Origin of the sequence: Paractinoplanes tereljensis, from assembly GCF_016862435.1 — a bacterium.
Taxonomy (GTDB): Bacteria; Actinomycetota; Actinomycetes; order Mycobacteriales; family Micromonosporaceae; genus Actinoplanes; species Actinoplanes tereljensis.
The window spans coordinates 15,809-41,213 of sequence record NZ_BOMY01000002.1 but is presented as its reverse complement, the minus strand read 5'-3'; the positions used below and the strand labels follow the sequence as shown (position 1 = coordinate 41,213).

The following is a 25,405-nucleotide window of genomic DNA, read 5'->3' as shown; positions in this document are numbered from 1 at the left end:
ATCGCGCAGGTGTCGAACAGGAACGTTTCGGAGTCGAGCATCAGAGGTCCGCGAGGTCGTCCGGCACGGCCGGGGGCAGTATTTCCGCCTCGACCAGCCGTAGGTACAACTCGTCGGCGTCCTCGTCCAACAGCGAGCTGAGCACGCCGAGGCCCACCTGCCCGCGGCGATATCCCAGCTGGGCGGCGGCCCACAAACGGGGCGGGATGCGCGTTCCTTCGTCTGCGGTCGTCCATCGCTGTGGGTCCAGATCACCGCCGACCCGCAACACCGCCGTCGCGCTTCGGGCAAGCCAGGCGTCCCGCTCGTCTTTGCTCAGCAGCCCGGCAACAGGGTCGGCGAGCCGGTGGATCAGCGCGGTGTAGCTGACGTCGAATTCGTGTACCAGTTCGGTCAGCACCGCCTCGTCGATCTTCCGCCCGCCGGCCACCTCGCGAAGCCCCTGAGGTGGCATCAGCAGTGCCGCCGCGAAGGCGTTGGCGCGCCGCTCAACCGGGCTGTTGACGACGAAGAGGTCGCTCTCGACGATTACCTCGCGCGGATCGTGAAGGATGTGGTGCCCGAGTTCGTGCGCACCGGTGAACCGTTGGTGTCCGCGCGAGTACGACGAACTCATCAGGACAACGGCGATGTCCGTGCCCTGGGCGCACAGGCCGCTGACGGCCGTGCCGGTCGGCCAAGCCAGCATGTTCAGTGCGAAGTGCCGCTCGCAGAGCGCCGGCAGGTCGGCGATCGAAGAGGACCCGAGCCCGAGTTCCTCACGCACGATTTCCGCCAGGCGCGAGCCGGCCACGGTCGGGGACTTGTCCGCCAACGCCTCCGACAGCGCACGCTCGGCGACCTTCTCGGCGGCTGCCGAGCGTGTCAGCGGGCGCAGGCCGGTGGCATCGGCCAACGCTGCTTCCGTCTCGAGCACTTGGCGAACGCGGCGTCGGGCGGCGAGCGTTTCGTCGCTGGCCGGGACACTCATCACTCGTGCCGCCAGCGCGAGCGGGCCCTTGCGGTGCATGCCCAGAACCTCGGCCAGCGTCACCTGCAAGACGTCCGCGATCACCGCCAGCTCGCCGACGTCGAGTTTGCGAGTCCCGTTCTCGATCTTCGAAACCTGTGACTTCGTGAGGCCCAGGGCCTCGCCCAACTCGGTGCCGGTCAGTCCTCTGGCTGCTCGGAGCTCAGCGATCCGCGCACCCACCGTTTTCCCCGCCATGAAACCAACTGTGTCAGGAGGTTTCTATTTCGGCAACCAATTCTGACCTGAGGTTTCCATGGGTTCGGCCTGCCCAGCGGCGAGATCTGCCAATGTCGCCGGGCCGGGAGCGCCCCGCCTACTTCAGCAGCTTGTGCTCGACGACCACCGGGACGGACAGGGTCTTGTAGCCGACCTCGTCGAACAGGACCGTCATCCGGTCCTCCTCGTAGCCCATCACCGTGCCGGCGCCCCACTCGCCGTGCTTGACCTTGCTGTGGACGGCGAACGGCTCGTCGGAGGCCTCGGCTGCCACCTCGGCGGCCGCGCCGCTGACGCAGTTGTCGCAGTGGCCGCAGGGCTTCTTCATCTGTTCGCCGAAGTAGGCGAGCAGGGTCTGGCTGCGGCAACCCTGGGCCTGGGCGAAGCCACGCATCATGTCGGTGCGGGAGCGGGTGACCACCTGCTGACGTTCGTACTCCTTGACGGCCAGGGTCGCCGCGGCCGCCGGCAGCGGGGCGAAGTTCGGCACCGTCATCTTGTTGCCGGAGCCGGCCACCGCGGCACCCACCTGTTCCAGCAGGCCGAGATAGGCGCCCAGCTTGCGCGGGCCCAGCCCGGTCTTGTCCTTCAGCGCGGTCTTGGTGATCGGGCCGCTGCGCAGCGCCGCGGCCAGCTCGCGCAGTTCGACCTCGTCGGGGGAGCCGCCGGAGAAGAAGCGCTGGATGGCCTCGTCCTCGGAGCGCCACAGCAGCATGGCGTGGGCCTGTTCGCCGTCCCGGCCGCCGCGGCCGATCTCCTGGAAGTAACTGTCGGGGGAGTCGGGCAGGGCGACGTGCGCGACCCAGCGGATGTTGGCCTTGTCGATGCCCATGCCGAACGCCGAGGTCGCCACCATGATGTCGATCTTGTCGGCGGTGAAGTCCTCGTGGCGTTCCTCGCGCAGCCCGCCCGCCATGCCCCCGTGGTAGAAGGTCGCGTTGTAGCCGGCGGTCGACAGGCGTTCGGAAAGCTCCTCGGCGGCCCGCCGGGTGGCGACGTAGATGATGCCGGGCCGGGACGCAGCGTCGATCAGCTGGGTGAGCCGCCGCCAGCGGTAGTCCTCGTCGGGGCAGTACGCGACCTCGAGGAACAGGTTGCGCCGGTCCAGCCCGGACACGTGGATCTCGGGGTTGCGCAGGCCCAGGCGTTCGATGATGTCGTCGCGGACCGGCGGAGACGCGGTCGCGGTCAGGGCCAGCACCGGTGGGCGGCCCATCTCCTTGATCATCTCGCCCAGCGCCAGGAAGTCCGGCCGGAAGTCGTGACCCCAGGCCGAGATGCAGTGCGCCTCGTCGATGGCGATCAGGCCGGGCTTCAGCGCGCGCACCTCGGCCAGCCGCTCCGGGTCGCTGAGCTGCTCGGGGGTGATGAACAGGAACTCGGCGCGGCCCTCGCGGATCTCCCGGATCGCCTCGCGCTGCTGGTGCGGGGTCTCGGCCGAGCTGACCCGGACCGCGCGGATCTTCGGGTCGTTCCGCTCGTTCAGCGCGGCGATCTGGTCCTGCTGCAGAGCCAGCAGCGGGGAGATCACCACGGTGGGACCGGGCAGCAGGACGGCCGGGATCTGGTAGATCGCCGACTTGCCGGCGCCGGTGGGCAGCACGACCAGGGCATCTTTGCGGCGCAGCACGGCGCGCATCGGCTTGAACTGGCCGGGCCGCAGCGTGGGCCAGCCGAACTGCTGCCGGGCGACGCGGCGCAGGCGAGGTCCGTACACGGGAAGTTTCATCGAGCGGCCATTGTGCCCCACGAATGTTGCCCGCAAACGACCTACTTCTTGCCGCCGAACATGCGGCGGATCGCCCACAGCAGGAAGAGAAAAGCAAGGGCCACCCCCAGCAGGCGTACGGCGTGAATCTCGGACCAGTCGACGTCGGAACCGGCGGCCAGTGGTGTCTGCACGTCGCCATCGTATCGACTCTCAGCTAATAGGAAGGTTTGTTGACTAAATAGGGATTGGGTGTGACCATAGGTCGGCACAAACGGGGGTGCGCGCTCCCACGCGCAAGGATGCGAGTGGGAAGTCGTGCGCGACGACGCGGAGGTACACGGGCCCATGCCCCACCAAGAACTGGCGAAGCTGGCGGCCGCGGTGCTCCAACCGGGCTTCGTGGGCACCACCGCACCCGACTGGGTTCGCCGGTGGATCGGCGAGGGTCTCGGCGGCGTGGCTCTCTTCGCCCGCAACGTCGAGAGTCCGGCCCAGGTGGCCGCGCTGACCGCGCAGTTACGCGCCGAACGGCCCGACGTGATCGTGGCGATCGACGAGGAAGCCGGCGACGTCACCCGGTTCGAGTCCCGGCACGGCAGCTCCCGGCCCGGCAACCTGGCCCTCGGCGCGATCGACGACCCCGAGCTGACCGAGGCGGTCGCTCGTGACCTCGGCTTCGAGCTGGCCCACGGCGGCATCACGCTCGACTACGCGCCGGACACCGACGTCAACAGCAACCCCGACAATCCGGTCATCGGCGTACGGGCATTCGGCGCCGAACCCCAGCTGGTCGCCCGCCACTCGGCCGCGTTCGTCCGCGGTATCCAGGAGGCCGGCGTCGCCGCCTGTGCCAAGCACTTCCCGGGCCACGGCGACACGAGCGTCGACTCGCACCACGAGGTGCCGCTGATCGACCGCGACCGGGCCGCCCTGGACGCCTGCGAGCTGCTGCCCTTTCGGGCCGCCATCGAGGCCGGCGTCAAGGTCGTGATGACCGGCCACCTGCTGGTCCCGGCGTACGACCCGGAGCTGCCCGCCACCCTGAGCCGGCGCATCCTGACCGACCTGCTGCGCACCGAGATGGGTTTCGACGGCCTGATCGTCACCGACGGCATCGAGATGCAGGGCGTGGCCCGCAAGTACGGCCTGGCCGGCGCGACCGTGCGGGCCATCGCGGCCGGCGCCGACGCGATCTGCGTGGGTGGCGGCCTGGCCGGCGAGGACACCGCGATCGAGCTGCGCGACGCGATCGTGGCCGCCGTGCACAACGGCACGCTGCCGGCCGAGCGGCTGTACGACGCCGCGGCCCGGGTCGGCCGCCTCGCCGCCTGGACCACCGCCGCCCGCCGGGGGGCCGGCGTGACCGCCGTCCCGCGGACCAACGGCAACGGCAACGGTGTGAAGCCCCAGCCCGGCTCGGCGGTCGGCTTCGACGCCGCACGCCGCGCGGTCCGGGTCACCGCCGCCGACGGTGCCGTCTCGCTGCCGATCACCGGCGCCGCGCACGTCGTCGAGTTCGCGCCGCCGCGCAACATCGCGGTCGGCGAGGAGACCCCGTGGGGCGTCAGCGCGCCGCTGGACGACCTGCGCCCGGGCACCACGTCGATCCGGCTCACCGAGAGCTACCTGGCCGAGCTCACCGACCCGGCGGCGACCGTGCTCGCCGGGGCCGGCGGCCGCACCCTGGTGCTGGTCGTGCGCGACCTGCACCGGCACGCCTGGCTGGCCGACGTGATCACCGCGGTGCTGGCCCGGCGGCCGGACGCGATCGTGGTCGAGATGGGCGTCCCGGTGACGGTGCTCGGCGGAGTGCACATCGCCACCTACGGTGCGACGCGCGCCTGCGGCCGGGCCGCGGCCGAGCTGATCGCCGGGACCCCGGTGCCGGCTCCGCTGGCGGCGTAGCCGGCCGGCTAGGCGACGATGATGTCGTCGTAGGTCGGGTGCTCCACGACGTACTTCGCGAAGAACGGACAGACCGGGACGACCTTGTCGCCTCGGGAACGCAGCAGCTCCAGCGTGCGCTGGGCCAGCTCGTTGCCGAGGCCCTGGCCGCGGAACTCCCGGTTGACCTCGCTGTGCGTGATCACGATCGCGCCCTCGCGGAGGCGGTAAGCCGCGAGCCCGGCGACGGAACCGTCGACCAGCAGCTCGAAGCGGTGCTGTGCAGGGTTGTCACGAACCTCGATGTCGCTCACCACCCTCACTTTAGGGTCGCGCGGAGCCCGTACCCTTCAAGAGTGCTCAAGCCCACCCGGCGCGTCGCCGCCGCACTCAGCTCGGCCGTTCTCGGCCTCGCGCTCCTTGCCGGTTGCAGCAGTGACAACGTCAACTGCGGTCTGGATCAGTGCACGGTCACCATCGACCGCGAGGTCAACGCGAGCGCCAGCGTGCTCGGCGTCGAGGCGAAATTCGTCAGCGCCGACGCCAACACGGTCACCCTCGACGTCGCCGGCGAGCAGATCAGCCTGACCAAGGGACAGCAGGCGGTCAATGTCGCGGGCCTCGCGGTGTCACTCGACAGCGTTACCGGCGACACCGTTAGTTTCCAGGTGTCACGTAACTGAGGTTTGTCAGACGTCCAGTTCGGTCAATGAGGGGGCATGTCCTCCGCCACGTCGAACGTCAAGCACACCGCATCGCGGGCCGCCGACAGCAAACCGCTGGAGATGGTGGCCCGGGCCGGCTTCGTCGGTTACGGCATCGTCCACCTGATCTTCGCGTGGATCGCCGTCCAGGTCGCCTTCGGCGGCTCCAAGCAGGAGAGCGACCAGTCCGGTGCGCTGCAGTCCCTGGCCGGCAACGGTTTCGGGAAGGCCCTGCTGGTTCTGATCGCGATCGGCATGGTCGGCCTGGCCCTCTGGCAGGCCTTCGAGGCCGCCATCGGGGAGAGCGGCCCGCAGGACAAGACCGCGATCGCCGAGCGGGTCGTCTCCGGCATCCGCGCGATCCTCTACGTGATGCTGGCCTGGTACGCGGTCAATGTCCTGCGCGGCGGCAACTCGTCGATGGCGCAGAACCAGCAGAACAAGTCGGCCGGCATCATGGCCCACTCCGGCGGTCGCTGGCTGGTCGGTTTCATCGGCCTGGTGGTCATCGGGGTCGGCATCGGCATCTTCATCTATGGATACAAGAAGAAGTTCCTGAAGCACCTCAACACGCAAGAGATGGCTCCCTCGGTGCGAAAGTCCACCACCCGGCTCGGCATGGGCGGTTACACCGCCAAAGGCACCGCGTACGCCATCGCCGGCATCCTGGTCGTGGTCGCCGCCGTCAACTACGACCCGGCGAAGGCCCGTGGCCTCGACGCCGCGCTGAAGACGCTGGCCGGTCACCCGTGGGGCGTGTGGTTGCTCGCGCTGATCGGGCTCGGCATCGCGGCGTTCGGCATCTACTGCTTCGCACAGGCCAAATACCGCAAAGTGTGAGCCGGCACCTATCTCGCCGGGAGAGGGTTGCGATCGGCGTCCGCCGGGGCAAGGTGGATCGCTGGTCCCCCCTCGTTTCCGGAGGAGATGACAAGTGCCTCACCTGTTGACCGCCCTACTGGTGGTCGTGGCGGCCACCGGTGCCACCATCGCGATCGTCGAGTTCCTGCACTGGATGCTGGCCCGATACGGCCGGCGTTCGGAACTCGCGGCCGATCTGGCCCGCACCGCCCACTACCCGTTCCTGGCCACGGTCACCGTTTTCGCGATCCAGCAGGCCATCCGGGCCGCGGCGGGGGAGTTCCCCGGCCGCGGCCCGGTGCTGCACCTGCTGGTGATCCTGTTCATCGCCGGGTTCGCCTGGCTGGTGGCCGCGCTCGTGCTGGTCCTGGAGGACGCCGCGCTGGCACGCTGGCGCACCGACGTCCCGGACAACCTGAAACGCCGCCGTTTCAAGACCCAGGTGGTGATCCTGCGCCGGGTCACCGTCGCCGCGATCGTGATACTCACCCTGGGCGTGGTGCTGATGACCTTCCCGGGCATCCGGGCGCTCGGCGCCAGCGTGCTGGCCTCGGCCGGTCTGATCAGCGTGGTGGCGGCGCTGGCCGCGCAGAGCACCCTCGGCAACGTCTTCGCCGGCCTGCAGCTCGCCTTCAGCGACGCGGTGCGGGTCGACGACGTGGTGGTGGTCGAGGGCGAGTGGGGACGGATCGAGGAGCTCACCCTCACCTACGTGGCCGTGCAGATCTGGGACGACCGCCGGCTGCTGCTGCCCACCTCGTACTTCACCACCAAGCCGTTCCAGAACTGGACCCGGACCGGGTCGGCGGTGCTGGGCACGGCCGAGCTGGACGTGGACTGGGCCACCGAGATCGAGCCGCTGCGCACCGAGCTGCGCGCGGTCTGTGAGGGCTCGCAGCTGTGGGACGGCCGGGTGTGCGTGCTGCAGGTGACCGACGCGGTCGGCGGCATGGTGCGGCTGCGCGCGCTGGTCTCCGCGGCCGACGCCGGGGCGCTGTTCGACCTGCGCTGCCTGGTGCGCGAGCGGCTGGTGACGTACGTGTGGCAGAACCAGCGCGCGAGCCTCCCGCGAGTGCGCGCCGACGTGACGTCACCCGGCTCCGCGCCGCTGCAGCCGGCGCCCCGGCCGGAGGCCGACGGCGATATCTCGAACGACGGCCGGGTGTTCTCCGGCGGGCTCGACGGCGAATCGCGGGGCAACCAGTTCGCCGGCCCGGACACTCCGGTGGTAAGCCGACGGTGACACCTTTCCTCCAACAGGATTGACGTCCAGTTGATCAGGGCATAAACCTCGTGTGGGGAAAGGGGAACGACGATGGCCGACGTCCTGAACGGCAAGCCGGCTCGACCGGTCGCGGAGCAGTCCACCGCGGAGTTGGTGCAGCGGGCGAGCGAGCAACTGTCCCGCCTGGTTCGTGACGAGATCTCGCTGGCCAAGGCGGAGCTCGCGGAGAAGGGCAAGCACGCGGGCATCGGAGTCGGCCTGTTCGGCACGAGTGGTGTGCTGGCGCTCTACGGCATCGGTGCCGCGATCGCCACGCTGATCATCGTGTTCGACCTGTTCCTACCGCTCTGGCTGGCCGCCCTGATCTGGACGGTCGCGCTCTTCCTTCTCGCCGGTGTGCTGGCCCTGATCGGCAAGAATCAGGTGACCAAAGCCGTGCCACCGGAGCCCGCCGCCGCGATCGCTAGCGTGAAGGCTGACGTGGACGAGGTAAAGCACGCCGTCCGGGATCGGGGAAGAGCATGAGCGAGACGGCCAAGGAGCCCAAACCATCGATCGATGAGCTGCGGGCCGAGATCAAGCAGACCCGCGCCGACCTGGGCGAGACCGTGCAGGCCCTGGCGGCCAAGGCCGACGTGAAGGCCCGCGCGAAAGACCAGGTCGAGGTGGCCAAGGTGCGCGCCCGGGAGGCGGTGGCCACCTCGCCGGTGCCGCTGCCCCTGGTGCTCGCGGGCCTGGTCGCGGTGGTCGGGATCATTCTGGTGGTTCGGGGGAGGAAGCGTTGAGCAAGGTAGGCAAGATCGCGTACAAGCCGGTCGGCATCCTGCTGGGGGTGGCGGCCGGTGCGGTCGCCGGCTTCGCGTTCAAGCAGGTCTGGAAGATCGCCACCGGCGACGACGACTCACCTAACGCGACGGACGAGGACCGCGGCTGGGGCGAAGTCCTCGCGGCGGCCGCGTTGCAGGGTGCGATCTTCGCGCTCGTGAAGGCGGCCGTCGATCGAGGCGGCGCTTCCAGCGTCCGCAAACTTACCGGCCAATGGCCCGACTAAGAAGCTCCGACTGGTACGGCCTCCCACATCGCGAGAGCGAAGTGGGGGGCCTTTTCCATATCAGCCGACGTGTATTTCGAGTGGCTCGAGGGGGAGCTTCACGGGCACCTTTTCGGGTACAGTGTGGCCAGTTTTTGCGTATGTGGTTCGCTGCTTCCGTCAAGACCCGAGTCGTGACGGATGGGACGTCCTCTGCAAGGTCTGCCTCCAACGGCGCCGCTGCTCGAAAACGGTCAACGGCCCGGGCTGCGGAACGGGGCCGGCATTTCCAGAGGGAGAGTTCAGTATGGCGCAAGGAACCGTGAAGTGGTTCAACGCGGACAAAGGCTTCGGCTTCATCACCGTCGATGGTGGGGGTGCCGACGTGTTCGTCCACTTCTCGGCCATCCAGATGAGCGGTTACCGCAGTCTGGAAGAGAACCAGCGGGTCGAGTTCGAGATCGCCCAGGGCCAGAAGGGCCCGCAGGCGGAGCAGGTTCGCCCGCTCTGAGACCACAACGCCGGTCTTCGTACCGGCTGCCGATCGCCTGGCGGAGATCGGCTCTACAAACAACAAGCCCCCGCGCTGTATAGCGCGGGGGCTTTCTTTAAATGTCTTATCTTTTAGACCGGGATCGGGCGCGCTCTCCGAACACCACCAGGATCAGACCGAACAGGGCAAGTGCGCCACCGACGAATGTCCAAGCTTGTTTGCCACTCATCTTGCTGTCGGTGAGAATGTCGAGGCCCTGAAGTGTCCACAGTCCACCGAGCACCAGTGCGAGGATGCCGACCACCATCGGCAGCCAGCCTTTGAGTTTAGGACTCGGTGCCGGTTCGTTCACCATTTGTCATGCACCGCCGGGCGGATCAGCTCGTCGTAAACATCGGTGATCGCCTGAAGAGTCTCGGCCGGCAGCGGCGCGAGGCCGGCCGCCGCCGCGTTGCCCGCCGCCTGCGACGGATTGCGGGCACCCGGGATGACCACCGTGACGCCGGGCTGGTCGACGATCCAGCGCAGGGCGAACTGGGCCATCGTGGCGCCGGCCGGGATCAGCGGGCGCAGCCGGCGGACAGCTTCCAGGCCGGTCGCGAAGTCGACGCCGGAGAACGTCTCGCCGACGTCGAACGCCTCGCCGTGCCGGTTGTAGCTGCGGTGGTCGTCGGCCGCGAACGTGGTGTGCTCGTCGTAGCGCCCGGACAGCAGGCCGCTGGCCAGCGGGACCCGCGCGATGATGCCGACGCCCGCCTCGGCCGCGGCCGGCAGCACCCTCTCGAGCGGCTTGAGCCGGAACGCGTTCAGGATGATCTGGACGCTCGCGGTGCCCGGCCGGGCGATCGCGGCCAGGGCCTCGTCGACCTTCTCGACGCTCACGCCGTACGCCCGGATCCGCTTTTCCTGGATCAGCGTGTCCAGAGCGTCGTAGACCTGGTCGGACGAGAACACCGGGGTGGGCGGGCAGTGCAGCTGGACCAGGTCGAGCGTGTCCACGCCGAGGTTGGCGCGGGACCGGTCGGTCCAGGCCCGGAAGTTGTCGAGCGTGTAGTTGCCGACCTCCTGGGCCATCCGCCGGCCCATCTTGGTGGCGACGGTCAGCTGCGGTTTGTCTTTGACGAAGGAGCCGACGATCTGCTCGCTGCGACCGTCGCCGTAGACGTCGGCGGTGTCGATGAACGTGACGCCGGCGTCGACCGCCGCCTGCAGGGTCGCGTGCGCGTCGGACTCGCTGACCTCACCCCAGTCGGCGCCGAGCTGCCAGGCGCCCAGGCCGATCACGCCGACGGTGCGGCCCATCCTCGAAAAGGTGCGATTTTCCACGGCCGAACCCTACCGCCATCTCTGCTATCTTCTTGCAAGACGTACGTACGGTTTGGAGGATTTTCGGATGTGGGATCCCGCCGTTTACCGCCGCTTCGGGGCCGAGCGTTCCCGGCCCTTCTTTGACCTGATCAGCCGGATCGACGCCGACCGCCCGCGCGCCGTGGTCGACCTGGGCTGCGGTCCGGGTGAGCTGACGCTGACCCTGTCCGAGCGCTGGCCGGAGGCCCGGGTCACCGGGGTCGACTCGTCGGCCGAGATGATCGACAAGGCGGTCGCGCACGGCGGCGCCGCCTGGTTCCAGGTCGGCGACGTGCGCGACTGGAAGCCCGGCCCCGACGTCGACGTGCTGGTCACCAACGCCACCCTGCAGTGGGTCGACGGGCACCGCGACCTGCTCGCCCGCTGGGCCGTCGAGCTGCCGCCCGGCGCCTGGCTGGCCATGCAGGTCCCCGGCAACTTCGACGCGCCCTCGCACCGCCTGCTGCGAGCCGTGGCCGCCCGCTACGACGTCGGGCACGTGACCAGGGAGGCGCCGGTCGACGAACCGACCGGGTACGCCGACCTGCTGCTGGCGACCGGAGCGAGCGTCGACGCCTGGGAGACGACCTACGTGCATCTGCTACCGGCCGGCGGCGAAGATCACCCGGTGCTGCGCTGGATGGAGGGCACGGCGTTGCGGCCCGTCAAGGCGGCCCTGGACGAGAATGCCTGGCAGAGCTTCCGTGCCGACCTGGGGCGGGAACTGGCCGTCGCCTACCCGGCGGCACACGGACACGTCGCGTTCCCGTTCCGCCGGATCTTCGTGGTGGCGCGGACCGCCCTGTAGAGAGGAACCATCGGTGACCGACCTGACCTCGTTCATCGCCGGACTGCCGAAGGCCGAGCTGCACGTGCACCACGTGGGCTCGGCCTCGCCGCGGATCGTGGCCGAACTGGCCGCCCGGCACGAGGGCCGGTCGCCGGTGCCGGCCGACCCGGCCGCGCTGGCCGACTACTTCGCGTTCAGCGACTTCGCGCACTTCATCGAGGTGTACCTGACCGTCGTCGACCTGATCCGCGACGACGAGGACGTCCGGACGCTCACCTACGAGGTGGCCCGGGAGCTGGCCCGTCAGCAGGTGCGGTACGCCGAGCTGACCATCACGCCGTACTCCAGCGTCAAGCGCGGCATCGCGGCCAAGGCGTTCTGCGAGGCCATCGAGGACGCCCGCCGGGGCGCCGCCCACGACTTCGGCATCGAGCTGCGCTGGTGCTTCGACATCCCCGGCGAGGCCGGCCTGGCCGCCGCCGAGGACACGCTGCGGATCGCCCTCGACGAGAAGCCCGAGGGGCTGATCAGTTTCGGCCTCGGCGGGCCGGAGGTCGGCGTGCCACGGCCGCAGTTCAAGCCGTACTTCGACCAGGCACGGGCGGCCGGCCTGCACAGCGCGCCGCACGCCGGCGAGACCACCGGGCCGGAGACCATCTGGTCGGCGCTGCACGACCTCGGCGCCGAGCGGATCGGGCACGGCATCTCCGCGATCGGCGACGAGAAGCTTGTCGCGTACCTCGCCGAGCACCGGATCCCGCTGGAGATCAGCCCGACCTCCAACGTCCGCACCCGCGCGGTCGCCGGCATCGACGAGCACCCGCTGCCGCTGTTCCGGGACGCGGGCGTGCCGTTCAGCATCAACTCGGACGACCCGCCGATGTTCGGCACCACGCTCGAGGAGGAGTACGCGGTGGCGGCCCGGCTGCTCGACCTGGACAACCGCGGCGTGGCCGGGCTGGCCACGGCGGCGGTCGATCAGAGCTTCCTCTCCCCGGCCGGGAAGAAAGCCCTGATCGCCGAGATCGACGCCTACACGTCTCAGAACCTCGCGTAGAGAGGTTCCTGCCAGACCGCGAGCACCACGATGATGCCGATGGTGAGGATCGCGATCCAGCGGATCATTCGCCGTTTGTTGAACCGGGCCGGGCCCTCATCGGGCTCGGTCTGGCGTCTTTCCAGGGTGTCGCGCATCTCGCCGTCGCCTCCGGTCAGTCGGGTACCGCTGTCCAGCTCTGGTGGCGCTGTCCGTTGCCGTTCTGGAGCACCAGAACCCGGTGTGCGCCGAAGCGTTGCTCACCCACCCCCGCCACCAGGTCACCGACCGTGGTGCGCAGGGTGAAGCCGTATTCCGAGGCCTGCAGTTGCCAGCGGGCCCCGTCGTCGGTGCCGCAGTCACCCTGCACCAGGGGATTGCCGGCGACCGGGTTGCCGTCCAGCGGCACCACGCACTTGCCGGTGGCCCGGGAGACCAGCGAGTACGAGCCGTTGCCGGCCGGCACCAGCTGCCACTGCTGCTGGGCGTTGCCGTCGGCCTCGCTCAGGGTCAGCGGCGTGCCGTTGGCGGTGCGGGCCGCGTACAGGTCGGCGGCCCCGCCGGTCAGCGCGTTGGTCAGGGTGAACCAGGTGTTCTGGGCCGGCCGGGCGGCGGGGGCGGTCTCGGCCTCCCCCTTGGCCGCGTACGTGCTGCCGGACTTGATCGTCACCTGGTATTTCGCGTCCGGCTTGAGACCGATCAGCCGGGCCCGGGTCGCCTTCGTGGTGGCGATCGGCGAGTCGCCGACCCACACCTCGTAGGTCGCGGTGGGCGCCGCCGCGCTCCAGGTCAGCCGCACCGAGCTGCTGTCCGCGTCGCGGATCTCGACGACCGCCTGGACCGGGGCCTGGGCGACCTGGTTGGTGATCTGGTTGACCCGGGAACCGACCGGCTGGGTGGACGGGTCGGCGGCCGGCGGCTGCTGGCCGGTCTGGGCGTCGCCGGTCGCGGGCGGCGCCGGGACGGTCGGGGTCGCACCGGCGCCCGGGTCGGCCGTGGCCGGGGCGGTCGTGCTGGCTCCGGGGGCCGGCGACGTCGCGACGTCGCTCGGGGTGGCGGCCGGTTCCGGTGCGCCGATCGCGTCCGGAATGTCGTCACCGCCGTCGCTACGCAGCAGGAACTCGCTGGTCGCGATGTTCCAGTTGGTCGCGAGGTAACTGCCCGGCTTCGGGTTGGTGCTGAAGTAGTCGTCGTGGCCGCAGTCGAGCCGGTTCTCGTGCTTCTTCGGGCACACGTTGCGCACCGGCTGGCCGGACCGGTCGGCGTTGCAGAGCAGGTCGTACTCGTCCAGGCAGCCACCGGCGCCGCTCGAGTTCGGCGTGTCGATAAGCACCGCGCCGAGCGTCTGGGTCAGCTCCCGGGCCGCCATCACCGAGCTCCAGCAGCCGGAGTCGACCCGGCCGTACGACGGGCCGCCGTTGTTGCGGTTGCCCAGGCCGGCCCGGCGGTCGGCGATGAACGTCGCGATGCCGCAGTAGACGTTCGCGTCCGCGAACATCAGGTATTTGCGGTCGTTGCGGTTGTAGCCGAGCGTCTGCAGCGCCTTGACGCTTGTCGCGAACGAGGAGAGCTGGTCGGGGGCCAGCTGCACCTCGGCCACGTCGACCCGGCACTGCGGGGTGGTCACGAAACGGATGTGCCGGGAGCCGCCGGTCTCGGCCGCGCTCTCGTCGAAGATCTGGTCGACCCCGGCGGTCCAGGTGCGGATCGAGCCGAGGAAGTCGGTGTAACGCGACGGGGTGCCGAACTCGTGCAGGTAGAGCACCTGGACGCGCTTGCCGCTGCGTCCGTCGGCCTCGCAGGCGACCCCGTTCGAGCCCATGATGAAGTCGGCCTCGCCGGGTGCCGCGTCCGGCACCAGCGCCGGGGCATCCGCGGTCAGCGCGCTGCCGCCCAGGTCGCGGGCGATCTCCGCGTCGCTCGGCACGGTGGCCACTTCCAGGGTCGGCTGGACCGGCTCGGGGGCCTTCGACGTCACCGGCACGACGTCGCGGCGCACCGCCAGACCGGCCGGCGCCGGGTCGGGGCCGGTCGTGCAGGTCTGCTCGTCGAGCTGGTAGGTGCCGGCGCAGATCGCGTCGGTCTTGGCGGTCTGCAGTCCTTCGTAGACCAGGCCCTGGCCGGGGTCGTCCTCGGGCAGCGAGGTCAGCTCGAGTTGCTGAGAACTACCACCGGTGACCTCTTCGACCACGCTCGGTCCCACCACGCCGCCGATGCCGAGCACCGCGAGGCCCAGGCCGACCGGCAGCAGCCGATGGGTCCAGGGACGCTCCATCCGGCGATGCGCGCTCGCGGCGAGCGGCCGGCGGTGGATCGACAAATCCTCTCCTTGCTTGGCGGGTGCGCGGTGAGAAGCGGTTATGGGGTTACCGCCTCTCACCGCGCGCTGACTCCGCCGGTTCGTTTCGCGGGGACGATTTGCGGGCTCCGAACCGGAGAGCCGGATGGGATCGGTGGGAAGACTGCCAGTCCGGCCCCGCGAGCGGAACGCCTTTAATCCATTTCTAAGCAACTGTTGCACCGTCTTGCGTAATCGGGCTCACTCGGACCTGCCCGGTCTGTTCGTCCGTTCCCGGGCGAGTCGGCCGACCAATCCGAATCGGCTGGCCTGCTTGGGAACGGCGTCGGCATCGGACAACAGCATCACCACGCTGGCCCCGCCCATCGCCGATCGGGCGAGGCTGACCGAACCGCCGGTGGACTGGGCCGCACGGCGGGCGATGTCCAGGCCGAGACCGGTCGAACCCTGGTCGCTCTGGCCACGCTGCATCGCCTTCTCCGGGTCGGGGATTCCGGGCCCCGCATCTTCGACACGGACCGCAACCCAGCCGTCACGCCGGGAGATGCCCACCTCGAATGCGGTGCCCTGCGGTGTGTAGCGGAACACGTTACCGAGAACGGCATCGAGGGCCGCAGCCAGTTCGGCCCGGGCGACCGGAACCGGAATTCGCAGATGCGCACCGATGACTTTGTACTGCCTGTTCTGGTCTCCGGCCAGTGCGGACCAGAACATCATCCGTTCGCGTACGACCTCGCTGGCATCGCACAAACCGTCGGCGACGGTCTCCGCGACCTGCGCCGCGACCGCCTTCCGGGTGGTGTTGATCAGCTCGTTCACCTCACCCTCGAGGGTCACGATCGCCTGCCGGATGCGCCGGATCCCACGTCGGCGGTCCAATTCGGCATCGTCGAGCATGCCCACCTGGGTGTCGTCCGGGTCGAGCGCCTCGGCGTCCAGGCGCAGCGCGGTCAGCGGGGTGCGCAACCGGTGCGACAGGTCGGCGACGAACTCGCGCTCGTCGGTGCGGGCGGTGACCAGGCGGTCGGCCATCCGGTTGAACGCGTACCCGGCCTCGGCCAGCTCGCGCGGGCCGGACGGCTGGATGCGGACGCCCAGGTCGCCGTCACCCACCTTGAGCGCCGCCTGCACCAGGTTGCGGGCCGAGTTGACCGCGCCCCGGGCGAGCCGGTCGACCACGAAGACCGAGCCGGCGATCAAACCCAGTGCGATGCCGAGCAGCAGCAGCCAGTTGCGGCCGGTGCTGCCCGCCAGATCGGCCGCCGGTACGAAGATCTCGACGACCGATGTCTTGCCGGCCACGGTCACCGGCTCCAGGCGTACCACCCCATCGGAGATGTCGATGGTGCGGATGTCGCCGCTGTCGGCCGTGCGTTGCACCTCGGCCGCGCTGACCCGGCCCGGCACGTTGCCGGTCGGCGGATGCACCACCGCGCCGCCCGCCGCCGTGACGGCGGCGGCGAGGCCCTTCTGGTTGGCGCCCGCGGCGATCGCGCCGGCCACCGTGGCGCTGTGCCGTTCGGCCGCGGCCATCACCTGCTCACGATGGTCCGAGCGGAGTTCCCAGCCGAGCGGGACGAGGAAGGCGAGGGCGGCGACGGCCGTGGTGGCCGCGGTCATCGCGGCCAGCCGGGACCTCAGTCCGGCGCCACCAACCGGAATCCGACCCCCCGCACGGTGCGCAGGTAGCGCGGCTTCGCCGCGGATTCGCCCAGTTTCCGCCTCAGCCAATAAAGGTGGACGTCGATCGTCTGGTCCTCGCCGACCGATGGCTGTCGCCATACCTCCTCCAACAGCTCACGACGGGAGACCACCCGGCCCGGTCGGGCCGCGAGGTATGCCAGCAGGTCGAATTCCTTGCGGGTCAGGGCCAGCACCTGGTCGCCCAGGCTGGCACTGCGTTCGCCGATGTCCACCCGGAGCTCGCCGACCTCGTGCACGGCCGGCTGCGCGGTGCGGCTGGCCCGGCCCACCCGGCGCAGCACCGTGGAGATGCGCGCGTCGAGGTGGGCGCCGGTGAACGGCTTGACCATGTAGTCGTCGGCGCCGGCCCGCAGCAGCCGGACCACCGTCTGCTCGTCGTCACGCGCGGTGGCGATGATGATCGGCACGTCGGTGATGCCACGCAGCATCCGCAGCGCGTCGGAACCGTCCAGATCGGGCAGTCCGAGGTCGAGCACGACCAGGTCGGGTGTCTCGGCGGCGACCCGGCGCAGTGCGTCCAGCGCGGTGCCCACGGCGTGCACGGCGTGGCCCCGATCGGTCAACGATCGGAGCATGGCGCCACGCACGACGTGATCGTCCTCGACGAGCAACACCGTGGCCATGCGAAGACCGTAGCGCCAAGCGCGGGTGGCGCCTAACCCGTGATTGAGGGACACCTTTCGATCACTCTGCGTGGTCGAATACCATCCGATGTGCCGATGTCGTTCACATTGTTTCCCGGTACAAGGCTGGCGCTGGCTCTGGAGAGCCTGGCCGGTCTGAGCGTTGGCGACGCCCTCGGGGCTTCGTCCCTAGCCGACATTTCGGACGATCCGCCGGCGCCCTGGGAGTGGACCGACGACACCGAGCAGGCGTGCTGCCTCGTCGCGGTGCTCGCCGAGGGCGACTTCGACCGGGACCGGTTCGCCGACCTGCTCGCCCGTCATCACGACACCGATCGAGGCTACGGCGCCGGCGCGATGCTGATGCTGCGGGAGATCCGCGACGGCCTGCCGTGGCCGATCGCGGCGGCTGCTGCTTTTGACGGGCAGGGCTCAGCCGGCAACGGCGCGGCCATGCGGGCCGCGCCCCTCGGTGCCTGGCATGCCGACTCGCTCGTGCACGCGGCCGTGCAGGGCGCGCGGGCCGCCGAGGTCACGCACGCACACGCGGAAGGGATCGCCGGGGGAGTGGCGGTCACGGTGGCGGCCGCGGCGGCTGCGGCCGGCCGGCTCGACGGCGATAAACCGGACCTTTTGCGAGTGGTGGCGTCGCACACGCCGGCCGGGCGCATCCGCGACGACCTGATCGCGGCGACCCGGGTCCGCAGTGCGGCGGAGGCGGCCTACGAGTTCGGCAGCGGTGCCCGGGCGATGGCGCGGGACACCGTTCCATTCGCGATCTGGGTGGCCAACCGCTTCCTCGGCGACTACCCCGGTGCGATCGCGGCCTGCATCGCGGCCGGCGGGGACATCGACACCACCTGCGCGATCGCGGGTGGCATCGTGGCCGCGTACACCGGTCTGGACGGCATCCCGCCGGCCTGGCTCTCGGCCCGCGAACCGCTGCCGGGTTGGCTGGCCGCGGCGACAGCCGCGGGCGAATGACCGTAGTCTGCTGGACGTGACGGAGCAGCAAGTCGAGACCGGCGATCCGGACGGGCTGGAGCGGCTGTGGACCCCGCACCGGATGACCTACATCACCGGCGAGGACCGGCCCGACGGCTGCGCCTTCTGCCTGGCGCCCGGCCTGGCCGAGGCGGAGAGCCTGGTGGTGGCGCGCGGTGAGCTCGTCTACGCGGTGCTGAACCTCTATCCGTACAACCCGGGGCACGTGCTCATCTGCCCCTACCGGCACGTCGCCGACTACACCGAGCTCACCGAGGACGAGACGGTGGAGGTGGCCGCGTTCACCCGCCGGGCGATGCGGGTCATCCGATCGGTGAGCAGCCCGCACGGTTTCAACCTGGGGATGAACCAGGGCTCGGTGGCCGGCGCCGGCATCGCCGCGCACCTGCACCAGCACGTGGTGCCGCGCTGGGGCGGGGACGGCAACTTCATGCCGGTGATCGGCCGCACCAAGGTGCTGCCTCAGCTGCTGACCGACACCCGAGTCATGCTCGCGAAGGCGTGGCCAGCGCTCTGATCCCGGCCACGATCTCCTCCGGGGTGGGCGCGGTCGCCGGATTGGCCAGCCACTGGGTGAGCACCCCCGACATCAGTGCCATCTGCATCGAGCCGACCGTGCGCACCGTCTGATCGTCGAGCTCGTCCTCCGGCGTGCCGGTGATCAGCGCGGCCATCCCTCGCCGCCCCTGCTCGATGCCGTCGGCGAGCTGCGCGCTCAGCTGCGGGTTGTGCTCGGCCTGAATCATCACCTCGACGCTGGCCAGCCACAACGGCCGATGCTGGGTGATCGACCCGACGATCCGCCGCCAGAAGCCGACCATCGGCTCCTCGCCCTCGATGCCCGGCCCGGTGAGCGCCGTGAACACGGCGTCTCCCCAGTCCTCCATGGCGCTGAGCATCGCGGTCGTCATCAGCGCCTCGGTGGAGCCGTAGTGATAGCCGATCGAGCCCAGGTTGGTGCCGGAGAGAGCCACGATGTCGCGCGCCGTAGTGCGCGCGTAGCCCTTCTCATACAGCGACTTCTTGGCCCCGGCCAGCAGATCTTCCTTGTGCCCCACAGTCGCCATCCTAACTTCTATACAAACGTGTAAGACGTTTGTATAGTACTCCCATGACGACCTCACGGGTACTGATCTCCGGAGCCGGCGTTGCCGGTCCCGCCCTGGCGCTGGGCCTGCGCCGCCGCGGCATCGACGTCACCATCGTGGAGCGGGCGCCGTCGCTGCGCGCCGGCGGCTACAAGGTCGACGTGCGCGGCGCCGGCACCGAGGTGCTCAAGCGGCTCGGCATCTACGAGGCCTGCCGAGCCCTCGACTGCGGCATGGAACAGATCACCTACGTGAACAAGGTCGGCAAACAGATCGCCGCCCTCCCCGCCAGCCTCCTGATGGGCCGCAAAGGCGACGACATCGAGCTGATGCGAGGCGACATCGGCCATATCCTCTACGACGCCACGAAGAACGACGTCGAATACGTCTTCGGCGACTCGATCACCAGCCTGACCGACGGTCCCGACGGGGTCGACGTGGCGTTCGAGCGGGGGGCGCCACGCCGATTCGACTACGTGGTCGGCGCCGACGGCCTGCACTCGACCACCCGCCGGCTGGCCTTCGGCGAGGTGGAGCCCACCCATCTGGGCGCCTACATCTCCATCTTCGAGGTCCCCAACCACCTGAAGATCGACCGCGAGGAGTTCATGTACTCCCGGCCCGGCCGCCTGGCCTTCGCCTACGCCATGGGAGCCGACCAGCCCGCCAAGGTGGGCCTGACTTTCGCCTCACCCCCACTGGGCCACGACCGCCGCGACGTCACCGCACAGAAGGCACTGGTCAAGGAGGCTTTCGCCGGCCTCGGCTGGGAAACCGACAAATTCCTGGAGTCAATCGACAAAGCCGACGACTTCTACTTCGACTCTCTCAGCCAGATCGAGCTCGATGCCTGGTCGAAAGGCCGGGTGGTACTGCTCGGCGACGCCGCCCATTGCCCGTCCCCGGCGTCCGGCCAGGGAACCAGCCTGGCCCTGGTGGGTGCCTACGTTTTGGCCGAGACTTTGGGCAAGCCGGACGGCCTGGAGGAGTACGAGCAGACGATGCGTCCGTATGTCGAGAAGAACATGGCGTTCGGCCGCAAGATGGCCAAAGACATGGTCCCGGGGGGTCGCCTCTCCATCGCGTTCCGCAATTACGGCATGCGGACCCTCAAGTTCCACCCGCGCAAGGAGCAGGTTATCGATAAGGTCCTCGCTCCTATGCACGAGGCGGCCAACGCGATCGCTCTTTAGGTTTGTGGGTTTGTATTGCTCGCGCTGGGACGGTTTTGGGCCGGGGATGACCATGCAGGGCATAAATGCTCCACCGCCCAGCATGGTCATCCCCGGCCCAAAACCGTCCCAGCGTAAGAGAGCCGCCCAAAACCGCCCCAGCGCAACTATTTGGCAGAGTGCTCTTTACGAACGGCCTCAGCCAAATGCAGAGGCATAGGCTCATGCCGAATATAGGTACGAGTAAAGGTCCCAGACCCAGAAGACAGAGCCCGCAGCTCAACGGCATACCGGATCAGCTCAGTGGCTGGAACCTCGGCCCGCACAAGACTGTGGACGCCGTCCGGCTCAGACTCCGACCCAAGCGGCCGCCCCCGCCGCCCCGACAGATCACTCATCACAGCGCCCACGTAGTTCTCCGGCACCCGCACCGCAATCTCGTCGATCGGCTCCAGCAGCGTCACCTGCCCAGCCGCCGCTGCCTCACGCAACGCCAGTGCCCCCGCAGTCTGGAACGCGGCGTCGGAAGAGTCGACACTATGCGCCTTCCCGTCGAACAGGGTCACCCGCAGATCCACCACCGGATAGCCAGAAACCAGCCCCCGCTCGAGCTGACTGCGCACGCCCTTCTCGACCGACGGAATGTAGTTGTGCGGCACCGCACCGCCCACCACCTTGTCGACAAACTCAAACCCCGACCCACGCGGAAGCGGCTCCACCTGGATATGACACACCGCGTACTGCCCATGGCCCCCGGACTGCTTCACGTGACGTCCTTGAGCCTTAGCGGTAGCCCCGAACGTCTCCCGCAGCGGCACCTTAACCGGCTCGGTATCGAGTTCAACGCCGCCAGACCGGAGCCGGTCGAGCACCACGTCAGCGTGTGATTCGCCCATAGTCCAGAGCACCAACTGATGGGTCTCGACGTTACGTTCGAGCCGCAGCGTCGGATCCCCGGCGACGAGACGCCCCAGGTTCTTAGCGAGCGCGTCCTCGTCAGACCGAGTCTTGGCGACCACCGCAATCGGCAGCAGTGGTTCCGGCATGGTCCACGGCTCGATGAGCAGCGGTTGTTCCTTCCCGGAGAGCGTGTCCCCGGTCTCCGCGCTACCGGACTTGGTGATCGCACAGATATCGCCGGCCACGCAGTAGGGAACTTCACGCAGCTGACTGCCGAGCGGCGAGTAGACGTGGGCGACCCGCTCGTCGGCGTCGTGGTCAGGGTGGCCGCGTTCGGCCAGGCCGTGCCCCGAGACGTGCAGCACCTGTTCGGGTTTCAGCGTGCCGGAGAAGACCCGGACCAGGGACACCCGCCCGACGTGCCGGTCGATGGTGGTCTTGACCACCTCGGCGACCAGCGGCCCGGCCGGGTCGCAGACCAGCGGCGGCCGTGGCGAGCCGTCCACTCCGGTGACCACCGGCAGGTCGTGTTCGAGCGGCGACGGCGCGGCCGAGACCAGGCCGTCGAGCAGCGCGTCGAGGCCGACGCCGGTGGCCGAGCAGACCGGGATGACCGGGTAGAAGTTGCCCTTGGCGACCGCTTTCTCCAGGTCGGTCATCACCGTGTCGGTGGAGACCAGCTCGCCGCTGAGGTAGCGGTCCATCAGGGTTTCGTCCTCGCTCTCGGCGATGATCCCCTCGATGAGTGTGTTGCGGTCGTCCGCGATCGGGTTGAGGTGTTCCGGCTCGGCCTCGCCGACCCGCGGCGGGTAGCCCTCGGAGTAGTCCAGCACCCGCAGCGTGACCAGGCCCAGCAGGCCGGCGATCGACTGGCCGTCGTCGCCCAGCATCGGCTGGTAGGTGGGCATGACGTTTTCCCCGAACGCCTCCTGGCAGTCCTCGAGGGTGCCGTCGTAGTCGGCCCGGGGGTGGTCGAGCCGGGTGATCGCGACGGCTCGGGGCATGCCGACCGCGGCGCACTCCTCCCACAGGGCGGTGGTGGCCTCGTCGATGCCGTCGACCGCGGAGACGACGAAGAGCGCGGCGTCCGCGGCCCGCAGGCCGGCGCGCAGCTCTCCGACGAAGTCGGCGTAGCCGGGGGTGTCGAGCAGATTGATCTTCACGTCCTGGTGAACCAGCGGGGCGCAGGCCAGCGCGACCGAGCGCTGCTGGCGGACCGCCGCCGGATCGTGGTCCGACACCGTGGTGCCGTCGGTCACCGTGCCCGCCCGCGGGATCGTCCCGGTGGCGGCGAGCAGGGCCTCGACCAGGGTGGTCTTGCCCGAACCCGAATGACCCACCAGCACCACGTTGCGTACTCTGCCGGGCTCGGTCACCACCGGCGCAGCCGCGCCGTTGAGCCCCTTCTCCGAGGTCTTCTGCGCCATCGCGGCCGCTCCTGTCCGTTTCATGACTGTTACGACGCTGTTCCTGAATCCCACACCCGCTGCTGTGGTGGTGGCAACCCTTTGTAGTCGCCAATCAGGAAAGGGGACTTTGGTCCTTTTGCGGAGATGACGATACGGCCACGCAGGGGGCGGATCCTGCCGTCCCTCCCCGGGCGCCGATAAGGTGGGACGGCCATGGCAAAGATCGTCAACGTTCCCGCGCGTGCTGTCGTGTCGCACGTGGTCATTCCGACCGCCCGATTCCTGCTGAAGATCGGCGTCACACCCAACGCCGTCACCGTCGCCGGGACCATCGGCGTGCTCTTCGGCGCCTGGCTGGGGTCGCAGGGGCACCTCCTCTGGGGGACCATCGTCGTCACCGCGTGCGCGCTCACCGACGCGCTCGACGGCACGATGGCCCGGATGCGCGGCGGCACCAGCAAGTTCGGTGCCCTGCTCGACTCGTCGATGGACCGGATCGCCGACGGCGCGGTCTTCGGCGCCGTCGTGTGGTATTTGGCGGGCCAGGGCAATCCGTACGGCGGCATGATCGCCTGCCTGATCAGCCTGGTCGCCGGCCAGGTCGTCTCGTATGTGAAGGCCCGCGCCCAGAGCCTCGGCCTGAACGCCGACGTCGGCATCGCCGAGCGCCTCGAACGCCTGCTCATCCTGGGTGTCGGCGGCCTGCTCGGCGCCGCCGGACTCGACTGGGGCCTGCCCGCCGCGCTGTGGGTGCTCGCCACGCTCTCCGTGGTAACCGTCTTCCAGCGGCTGATTCACGCCGGCCGTACCGAGCCGGTTCCGCCTGCGGCCGAGCCGGTGGCATGAAGGATCGGCTCACCGAGCTCGGCTTCGTCGCCGGCTGGCGGCTGGTCCGGATGCTGCCGCTGCCGGCGGCCCGGGCGCTGTTCAACGCCGCGGCCGACCGGGCGTACCAGAAGAACGGGCCTGGCACCCAGCGGCTTCGCCGCAACCTTCAGCAGGTCAACCCCGACATTCCCGAAGATGCCGTACGTGCGGGGCTGCGTTCCTACGCGCGCTACTGGCTGGAGGCGTTCCGGCTTCCGTCGCAGTCCAAGCAGAGCTTCCTGGACGGTTTCGGGATCTCGCCGGAGCACTACGACTGGCTCCGCAAGGCCGCCGCCGACGGGGGTGGCGCGGTGCTCGCGCTGCCGCACACCGGCAACTGGGACGCGGCCGCCGCCTGGGTGGTCTCCAACGGCTGGCCGATGGTGACGGTTGCCGAGCGGCTCAAGCCCGAGGGTGTGTACCGGCAGTTCATGGCGTACCGGGAAAAGCTCGGCATGGAGGTCGTCCCGCTCACCGGCGGCCCGCGGGCGCCGCTCGACGTGCTCGCCGAGCGGATCGGCCAGGGCTGGCTGGTCTGCCTGCTCGGCGACCGCGACCTCTCCCGCAACGGCGTCGACGTGACGTTCTTCGGGGGCCGCACGCGAATGCCGGCCGGCCCGGCGATCCTGGCCATCCGTACCGGTGCGCCGCTCTTCGCCGTTGATCTGTCCTTCACCCCCACCCAGACCTACGCGGTTCTCCGGCGGATCACCCCGCCGACCGCCGGCGCCCTGGACGAGCGGGTCAAGGCCACCACGCAGCTGCTGGCCGACGCCTTTGCCGAGGGGATCGCGGAACACCCGCAGGACTGGCACATGCTGCAGAAACTGTGGCTGTAGGGAGGCCATCATGCGGATCGGGATCGTCTCGCCCTACTCCTTCGACGTGCCCGGCGGCGTGCAGAACCACATCATGGACCTGTCCGAGGCGCTGATCGGACTCGGTCACTCGGTGAGCGTGCTCGCTCCCGCCGACGAGGACGCCGACCTCCCGCCGTACGTGGTTCCGGCCGGCCGGGCGGTGCCGTTCCCCTACAACGGGTCGGTCGCCCGGATCGCGTTCGGGCCGGTGTCGACCGCACGGGTGCGGCGCTGGCTGGCCCGGGGCAACTTCGACGTGCTGCACGTGCACGAGCCGCTCGCGCTGTCGCTGTCCATGCTGGCCGTGCTGTCCGCGCGCGGGCCGGTGGTGGCCACCTTCCACACCGCGATGACCCGGTCGCGGGCGCTGTCGGTCGCGCAGGGCCTGCTCCAGCTGGTGATCGAGAAGATCACCGCGCGGATCGCGGTCAGCGAGCTGGCCCGGAAGGTGCAGGTCGAGCACCTCGGCGGGGGAGCGGTGGAGATCCCCAACGGGGTGGCGGTGGCGAAGTTCGCCTCGGCCCAGCGGCTCGACGGCTGGCCCGGCGACGGCGGCACGCTCGGCTTCCTCGGTCGCTTCACCGAGCCGCGCAAGGGCTTCGACCTGCTGCGTGCGGCTTTTGTCCCGCTGGCCGAGGCGCGGCCGGGTTTGCGGCTTCTGGTGGCCGGGCCGGGTGATCGCGAGGATCTCTACGGCGAGTTCCCGGCTCACCTGCGCGACCGGGTGACATTTCTGGGTCTCGTGTCCGAAACCGACAAGGCTCGCATGCTGCGCAGCGTGGACGTCTACGTGGCGCCCAACACCGGCGGCGAGAGCTTCGGCATGATCCTCACCGAGGCGATGGCGGCCGGCACCGCGATCGCCGCCAGCGACCTCGACGCGTTCCGCCGGGTCCTGGACGGCGGCCGGGCCGGGGCGCTGTTCCCCACCGGCGACGCCGATGCGCTGGGCGTTCTGCTGGGCGAACTGCTCGACGACCCGGCCCGGCGGGCCACCCTGATCGAGTCGGCCCGGGTCGCCGTCGCCGCCTTCGACTGGCCCAGCGTCGCGCTGCGCGTCCTCGAGGTCTACGCCACCGCGATCGAGGCCACCGACGGGCGGGTCATCGACGAAGAGTGGTCAGAGCCACGTTCGGGCACCTGACCGGGCGAAACGAAAGGGCACTACG

Annotated in this window: 28 protein-coding genes; 16 read left to right on the top strand and 12 right to left on the bottom strand. The window is 69.6% G+C overall.

The window, feature by feature from the left end; genetic code table 11:
* Window positions 1-40: 40 nt before the first annotated feature.
* From Ate02nite_RS01455 to Ate02nite_RS49350, 3 genes are all read right to left on the bottom strand, one after another.
* Window positions 41-1,207: a helix-turn-helix domain-containing protein gene (locus Ate02nite_RS01455; RefSeq protein WP_203797763.1), complete on the bottom strand. Its 1,167-nt coding sequence runs from the start codon at window positions 1,205-1,207 to the stop codon at window positions 41-43.
* A 118-nt stretch (window positions 1,208-1,325) separates the two neighbouring features.
* Entirely contained in the window at window positions 1,326-2,957 is a 1,632-nt protein-coding gene (locus Ate02nite_RS01450; RefSeq protein ID WP_203797754.1) for a RecQ family ATP-dependent DNA helicase, read from the bottom strand.
* A gap of 41 nt (window positions 2,958-2,998) precedes the next feature.
* Window positions 2,999-3,130 (bottom strand): hypothetical protein, encoded by a 132-nt coding sequence (locus Ate02nite_RS49350; protein WP_275422748.1) that lies wholly within the window; start codon window positions 3,128-3,130, stop codon window positions 2,999-3,001.
* Between the two features lie 154 nt (window positions 3,131-3,284).
* On the opposite strand from Ate02nite_RS49350, the gene Ate02nite_RS01445 reads away from it, so the two are divergent.
* Entirely contained in the window at window positions 3,285-4,844 is a 1,560-nt protein-coding gene (locus Ate02nite_RS01445; protein ID WP_203797752.1) for a glycoside hydrolase family 3 protein, read from the top strand.
* A gap of 8 nt (window positions 4,845-4,852) precedes the next feature.
* Here the strand turns inward: Ate02nite_RS01445 and Ate02nite_RS01440 are convergent, their stop codons facing one another.
* On the bottom strand, window positions 4,853-5,137 hold the full coding sequence (locus tag Ate02nite_RS01440) for a GNAT family N-acetyltransferase (protein WP_203797750.1): 285 nt from the start codon (window positions 5,135-5,137) through the stop codon (window positions 4,853-4,855).
* Between the two features lie 42 nt (window positions 5,138-5,179).
* On the opposite strand from Ate02nite_RS01440, the gene Ate02nite_RS01435 reads away from it, so the two are divergent.
* The 7 genes from Ate02nite_RS01435 (at window position 5,180) to Ate02nite_RS01405 (ending at window position 9,154) form a co-directional block, all read left to right on the top strand.
* Window positions 5,180-5,506, top strand: coding sequence for a hypothetical protein (locus Ate02nite_RS01435; protein WP_203797748.1), 327 nt, complete (start codon window positions 5,180-5,182; stop codon window positions 5,504-5,506).
* Window positions 5,507-5,542: 36 nt separating this feature from the next.
* Window positions 5,543-6,367: a DUF1206 domain-containing protein gene (locus tag Ate02nite_RS01430; RefSeq protein ID WP_203797746.1), complete on the top strand. Its 825-nt coding sequence runs from the start codon at window positions 5,543-5,545 to the stop codon at window positions 6,365-6,367.
* A 94-nt stretch (window positions 6,368-6,461) separates the two neighbouring features.
* Entirely contained in the window at window positions 6,462-7,631 is a 1,170-nt protein-coding gene (locus Ate02nite_RS01425) for a mechanosensitive ion channel family protein (protein WP_203797744.1), read from the top strand.
* A 72-nt stretch (window positions 7,632-7,703) separates the two neighbouring features.
* Window positions 7,704-8,138 (top strand): phage holin family protein, encoded by a 435-nt coding sequence (locus tag Ate02nite_RS01420; RefSeq protein ID WP_203797742.1) that lies wholly within the window; start codon window positions 7,704-7,706, stop codon window positions 8,136-8,138.
* The gene (locus tag Ate02nite_RS01415) at window positions 8,135-8,398 is read left to right on the top strand and encodes a DUF3618 domain-containing protein (protein ID WP_203797740.1); all 264 of its coding nucleotides are present in this window, start codon (window positions 8,135-8,137) and stop codon (window positions 8,396-8,398) included. The genes Ate02nite_RS01420 and Ate02nite_RS01415 overlap by 4 nt, the downstream gene beginning before the upstream one ends.
* Window positions 8,395-8,664 (top strand): DUF4235 domain-containing protein, encoded by a 270-nt coding sequence (locus Ate02nite_RS01410; RefSeq protein ID WP_203797738.1) that lies wholly within the window; start codon window positions 8,395-8,397, stop codon window positions 8,662-8,664. The genes Ate02nite_RS01415 and Ate02nite_RS01410 overlap by 4 nt, the downstream gene beginning before the upstream one ends.
* Before the next feature lie 286 nt (window positions 8,665-8,950).
* Window positions 8,951-9,154 (top strand): cold-shock protein, encoded by a 204-nt coding sequence (locus Ate02nite_RS01405; protein ID WP_030440218.1) that lies wholly within the window; start codon window positions 8,951-8,953, stop codon window positions 9,152-9,154.
* Window positions 9,155-9,260: 106 nt separating this feature from the next.
* On the opposite strand, the gene Ate02nite_RS01400 is transcribed toward Ate02nite_RS01405, so the two are convergent.
* On the bottom strand, window positions 9,261-9,491 hold the full coding sequence (locus Ate02nite_RS01400; protein ID WP_203797736.1) for a hypothetical protein: 231 nt from the start codon (window positions 9,489-9,491) through the stop codon (window positions 9,261-9,263).
* Complete coding sequence (locus Ate02nite_RS01395) at window positions 9,485-10,462, bottom strand: aldo/keto reductase (protein WP_203797734.1); 978 nt, start codon at window positions 10,460-10,462, stop codon at window positions 9,485-9,487. The genes Ate02nite_RS01400 and Ate02nite_RS01395 overlap by 7 nt, the downstream gene beginning before the upstream one ends.
* A 67-nt stretch (window positions 10,463-10,529) precedes the next feature.
* On the opposite strand from Ate02nite_RS01395, the gene Ate02nite_RS01390 reads away from it, so the two are divergent.
* Together Ate02nite_RS01390 and Ate02nite_RS01385 are read left to right on the top strand one after the other, a co-directional pair.
* Window positions 10,530-11,291 (top strand): trans-aconitate 2-methyltransferase, encoded by a 762-nt coding sequence (locus Ate02nite_RS01390; RefSeq protein ID WP_203797732.1) that lies wholly within the window; start codon window positions 10,530-10,532, stop codon window positions 11,289-11,291.
* 13 nt (window positions 11,292-11,304) lie between these two features.
* Entirely contained in the window at window positions 11,305-12,330 is a 1,026-nt protein-coding gene (locus Ate02nite_RS01385) for an adenosine deaminase (RefSeq protein WP_203797730.1), read from the top strand.
* Here Ate02nite_RS01385 and Ate02nite_RS01380 read toward each other — a convergent pair.
* The 4 genes from Ate02nite_RS01380 to Ate02nite_RS01365 all read right to left on the bottom strand — a co-directional run bounded on the left by Ate02nite_RS01380 (window position 12,315) and on the right by Ate02nite_RS01365 (window position 16,935).
* Window positions 12,315-12,467, bottom strand: coding sequence for a hypothetical protein (locus Ate02nite_RS01380; RefSeq protein ID WP_203797728.1), 153 nt, complete (start codon window positions 12,465-12,467; stop codon window positions 12,315-12,317). The two genes, Ate02nite_RS01385 and Ate02nite_RS01380, sit on opposite strands and share 16 nt — an antisense overlap.
* Window positions 12,468-12,484: 17 nt before the next feature.
* Window positions 12,485-14,629 (bottom strand): RICIN domain-containing protein, encoded by a 2,145-nt coding sequence (locus tag Ate02nite_RS01375; protein WP_239147051.1) that lies wholly within the window; start codon window positions 14,627-14,629, stop codon window positions 12,485-12,487.
* A gap of 219 nt (window positions 14,630-14,848) precedes the next feature.
* Entirely contained in the window at window positions 14,849-16,228 is a 1,380-nt protein-coding gene (locus Ate02nite_RS01370) for a HAMP domain-containing sensor histidine kinase (protein WP_203797726.1), read from the bottom strand.
* Window positions 16,229-16,245: 17 nt separating this feature from the next.
* Window positions 16,246-16,935, bottom strand: a complete 690-nt coding sequence (locus tag Ate02nite_RS01365) for a response regulator transcription factor (RefSeq protein WP_203797724.1) — start codon at window positions 16,933-16,935, stop codon at window positions 16,246-16,248.
* Window positions 16,936-17,031: 96 nt separating this feature from the next.
* On the opposite strand from Ate02nite_RS01365, the gene Ate02nite_RS01360 reads away from it, so the two are divergent.
* Both Ate02nite_RS01360 and Ate02nite_RS01355 read left to right on the top strand, forming a co-directional pair.
* Window positions 17,032-17,919 (top strand): ADP-ribosylglycohydrolase family protein, encoded by an 888-nt coding sequence (locus tag Ate02nite_RS01360; RefSeq protein ID WP_203797721.1) that lies wholly within the window; start codon window positions 17,032-17,034, stop codon window positions 17,917-17,919.
* Window positions 17,920-18,001: 82 nt separating this feature from the next.
* A complete protein-coding gene (locus Ate02nite_RS01355) occupies window positions 18,002-18,457 on the top strand; it encodes an HIT family protein (RefSeq protein WP_203798887.1) in 456 nt (151 codons plus the stop codon).
* Here Ate02nite_RS01355 and Ate02nite_RS01350 read toward each other — a convergent pair.
* The gene (locus Ate02nite_RS01350; protein WP_239147050.1) at window positions 18,426-19,007 is read right to left on the bottom strand and encodes a TetR/AcrR family transcriptional regulator; all 582 of its coding nucleotides are present in this window, start codon (window positions 19,005-19,007) and stop codon (window positions 18,426-18,428) included. The genes Ate02nite_RS01355 and Ate02nite_RS01350 overlap by 32 nt on opposite strands.
* A gap of 44 nt (window positions 19,008-19,051) precedes the next feature.
* On the opposite strand from Ate02nite_RS01350, the gene Ate02nite_RS01345 reads away from it, so the two are divergent.
* Window positions 19,052-20,221 carry an FAD-dependent monooxygenase gene (locus Ate02nite_RS01345; protein WP_203797719.1) on the top strand — a complete coding sequence of 390 codons (1,170 nt, stop codon included), beginning with the start codon at window positions 19,052-19,054 and terminating at the stop codon, window positions 20,219-20,221.
* A 146-nt stretch (window positions 20,222-20,367) separates the two neighbouring features.
* On the opposite strand, the gene Ate02nite_RS01340 is transcribed toward Ate02nite_RS01345, so the two are convergent.
* A complete protein-coding gene (locus Ate02nite_RS01340) occupies window positions 20,368-22,527 on the bottom strand; it encodes an elongation factor G-like protein EF-G2 (protein ID WP_203798885.1) in 2,160 nt (719 codons plus the stop codon).
* Between the two features lie 195 nt (window positions 22,528-22,722).
* Between Ate02nite_RS01340 and pgsA the strand changes: the two genes are divergently transcribed.
* The 3 genes from pgsA to Ate02nite_RS01325 are packed head-to-tail and all read left to right on the top strand — an operon-like array spanning window position 22,723 to window position 25,380.
* Window positions 22,723-23,355, top strand: coding sequence for a phosphatidylinositol phosphate synthase (gene pgsA, locus Ate02nite_RS01335; protein ID WP_203797717.1), 633 nt, complete (start codon window positions 22,723-22,725; stop codon window positions 23,353-23,355).
* On the top strand, window positions 23,352-24,215 hold the full coding sequence (locus Ate02nite_RS01330; protein WP_203797715.1) for a phosphatidylinositol mannoside acyltransferase: 864 nt from the start codon (window positions 23,352-23,354) through the stop codon (window positions 24,213-24,215). The genes pgsA and Ate02nite_RS01330 overlap by 4 nt, the downstream gene beginning before the upstream one ends.
* Window positions 24,216-24,225: 10 nt before the next feature.
* The gene (locus Ate02nite_RS01325; protein ID WP_203797712.1) at window positions 24,226-25,380 is read left to right on the top strand and encodes a glycosyltransferase family 4 protein; all 1,155 of its coding nucleotides are present in this window, start codon (window positions 24,226-24,228) and stop codon (window positions 25,378-25,380) included.
* Window positions 25,381-25,405 lie beyond the last annotated feature (25 nt).

What these genes read in the sequence shown, in the direction of transcription:
- Ate02nite_RS01450 (WP_203797754.1), bottom strand. Translation starts at nt 2,957, where the DNA reads ATGAAACTTCCCGTGTACGGACCTCGCCTGCGCCGCGTCGCCCGGCAG.
- Ate02nite_RS01325 (WP_203797712.1), top strand. Translation starts at nt 24,226, where the DNA reads ATGCGGATCGGGATCGTCTCGCCCTACTCCTTCGACGTGCCCGGCGGC.
- Ate02nite_RS01380 (WP_203797728.1), bottom strand. Translation starts at nt 12,467, where the DNA reads ATGCGCGACACCCTGGAAAGACGCCAGACCGAGCCCGATGAGGGCCCG.
- Ate02nite_RS01390 (WP_203797732.1), top strand. Translation starts at nt 10,530, where the DNA reads ATGTGGGATCCCGCCGTTTACCGCCGCTTCGGGGCCGAGCGTTCCCGG.
- Ate02nite_RS01400 (WP_203797736.1), bottom strand. Translation starts at nt 9,491, where the DNA reads ATGGTGAACGAACCGGCACCGAGTCCTAAACTCAAAGGCTGGCTGCCG.
- Ate02nite_RS01360 (WP_203797721.1), top strand. Translation starts at nt 17,032, where the DNA reads ATGTCGTTCACATTGTTTCCCGGTACAAGGCTGGCGCTGGCTCTGGAG.
- Ate02nite_RS01430 (WP_203797746.1), top strand. Translation starts at nt 5,543, where the DNA reads ATGTCCTCCGCCACGTCGAACGTCAAGCACACCGCATCGCGGGCCGCC.
- Ate02nite_RS01355 (WP_203798887.1), top strand. Translation starts at nt 18,002, where the DNA reads ATGACCTACATCACCGGCGAGGACCGGCCCGACGGCTGCGCCTTCTGC.
- Ate02nite_RS01340 (WP_203798885.1), bottom strand. Translation starts at nt 22,527, where the DNA reads ATGGCGCAGAAGACCTCGGAGAAGGGGCTCAACGGCGCGGCTGCGCCG.
- Ate02nite_RS01365 (WP_203797724.1), bottom strand. Translation starts at nt 16,935, where the DNA reads ATGGCCACGGTGTTGCTCGTCGAGGACGATCACGTCGTGCGTGGCGCC.
- Ate02nite_RS01350 (WP_239147050.1), bottom strand. Translation starts at nt 19,007, where the DNA reads ATGGCGACTGTGGGGCACAAGGAAGATCTGCTGGCCGGGGCCAAGAAG.
- Ate02nite_RS01445 (WP_203797752.1), top strand. Translation starts at nt 3,285, where the DNA reads ATGCCCCACCAAGAACTGGCGAAGCTGGCGGCCGCGGTGCTCCAACCG.
- pgsA (WP_203797717.1), top strand. Translation starts at nt 22,723, where the DNA reads ATGGCAAAGATCGTCAACGTTCCCGCGCGTGCTGTCGTGTCGCACGTG.
- Ate02nite_RS01370 (WP_203797726.1), bottom strand. Translation starts at nt 16,228, where the DNA reads ATGACCGCGGCCACCACGGCCGTCGCCGCCCTCGCCTTCCTCGTCCCG.
- Ate02nite_RS01420 (WP_203797742.1), top strand. Translation starts at nt 7,704, where the DNA reads ATGGCCGACGTCCTGAACGGCAAGCCGGCTCGACCGGTCGCGGAGCAG.
- Ate02nite_RS01345 (WP_203797719.1), top strand. Translation starts at nt 19,052, where the DNA reads ATGACGACCTCACGGGTACTGATCTCCGGAGCCGGCGTTGCCGGTCCC.
- Ate02nite_RS01455 (WP_203797763.1), bottom strand. Translation starts at nt 1,207, where the DNA reads ATGGCGGGGAAAACGGTGGGTGCGCGGATCGCTGAGCTCCGAGCAGCC.
- Ate02nite_RS01415 (WP_203797740.1), top strand. Translation starts at nt 8,135, where the DNA reads ATGAGCGAGACGGCCAAGGAGCCCAAACCATCGATCGATGAGCTGCGG.
- Ate02nite_RS01405 (WP_030440218.1), top strand. Translation starts at nt 8,951, where the DNA reads ATGGCGCAAGGAACCGTGAAGTGGTTCAACGCGGACAAAGGCTTCGGC.
- Ate02nite_RS01330 (WP_203797715.1), top strand. Translation starts at nt 23,352, where the DNA reads ATGAAGGATCGGCTCACCGAGCTCGGCTTCGTCGCCGGCTGGCGGCTG.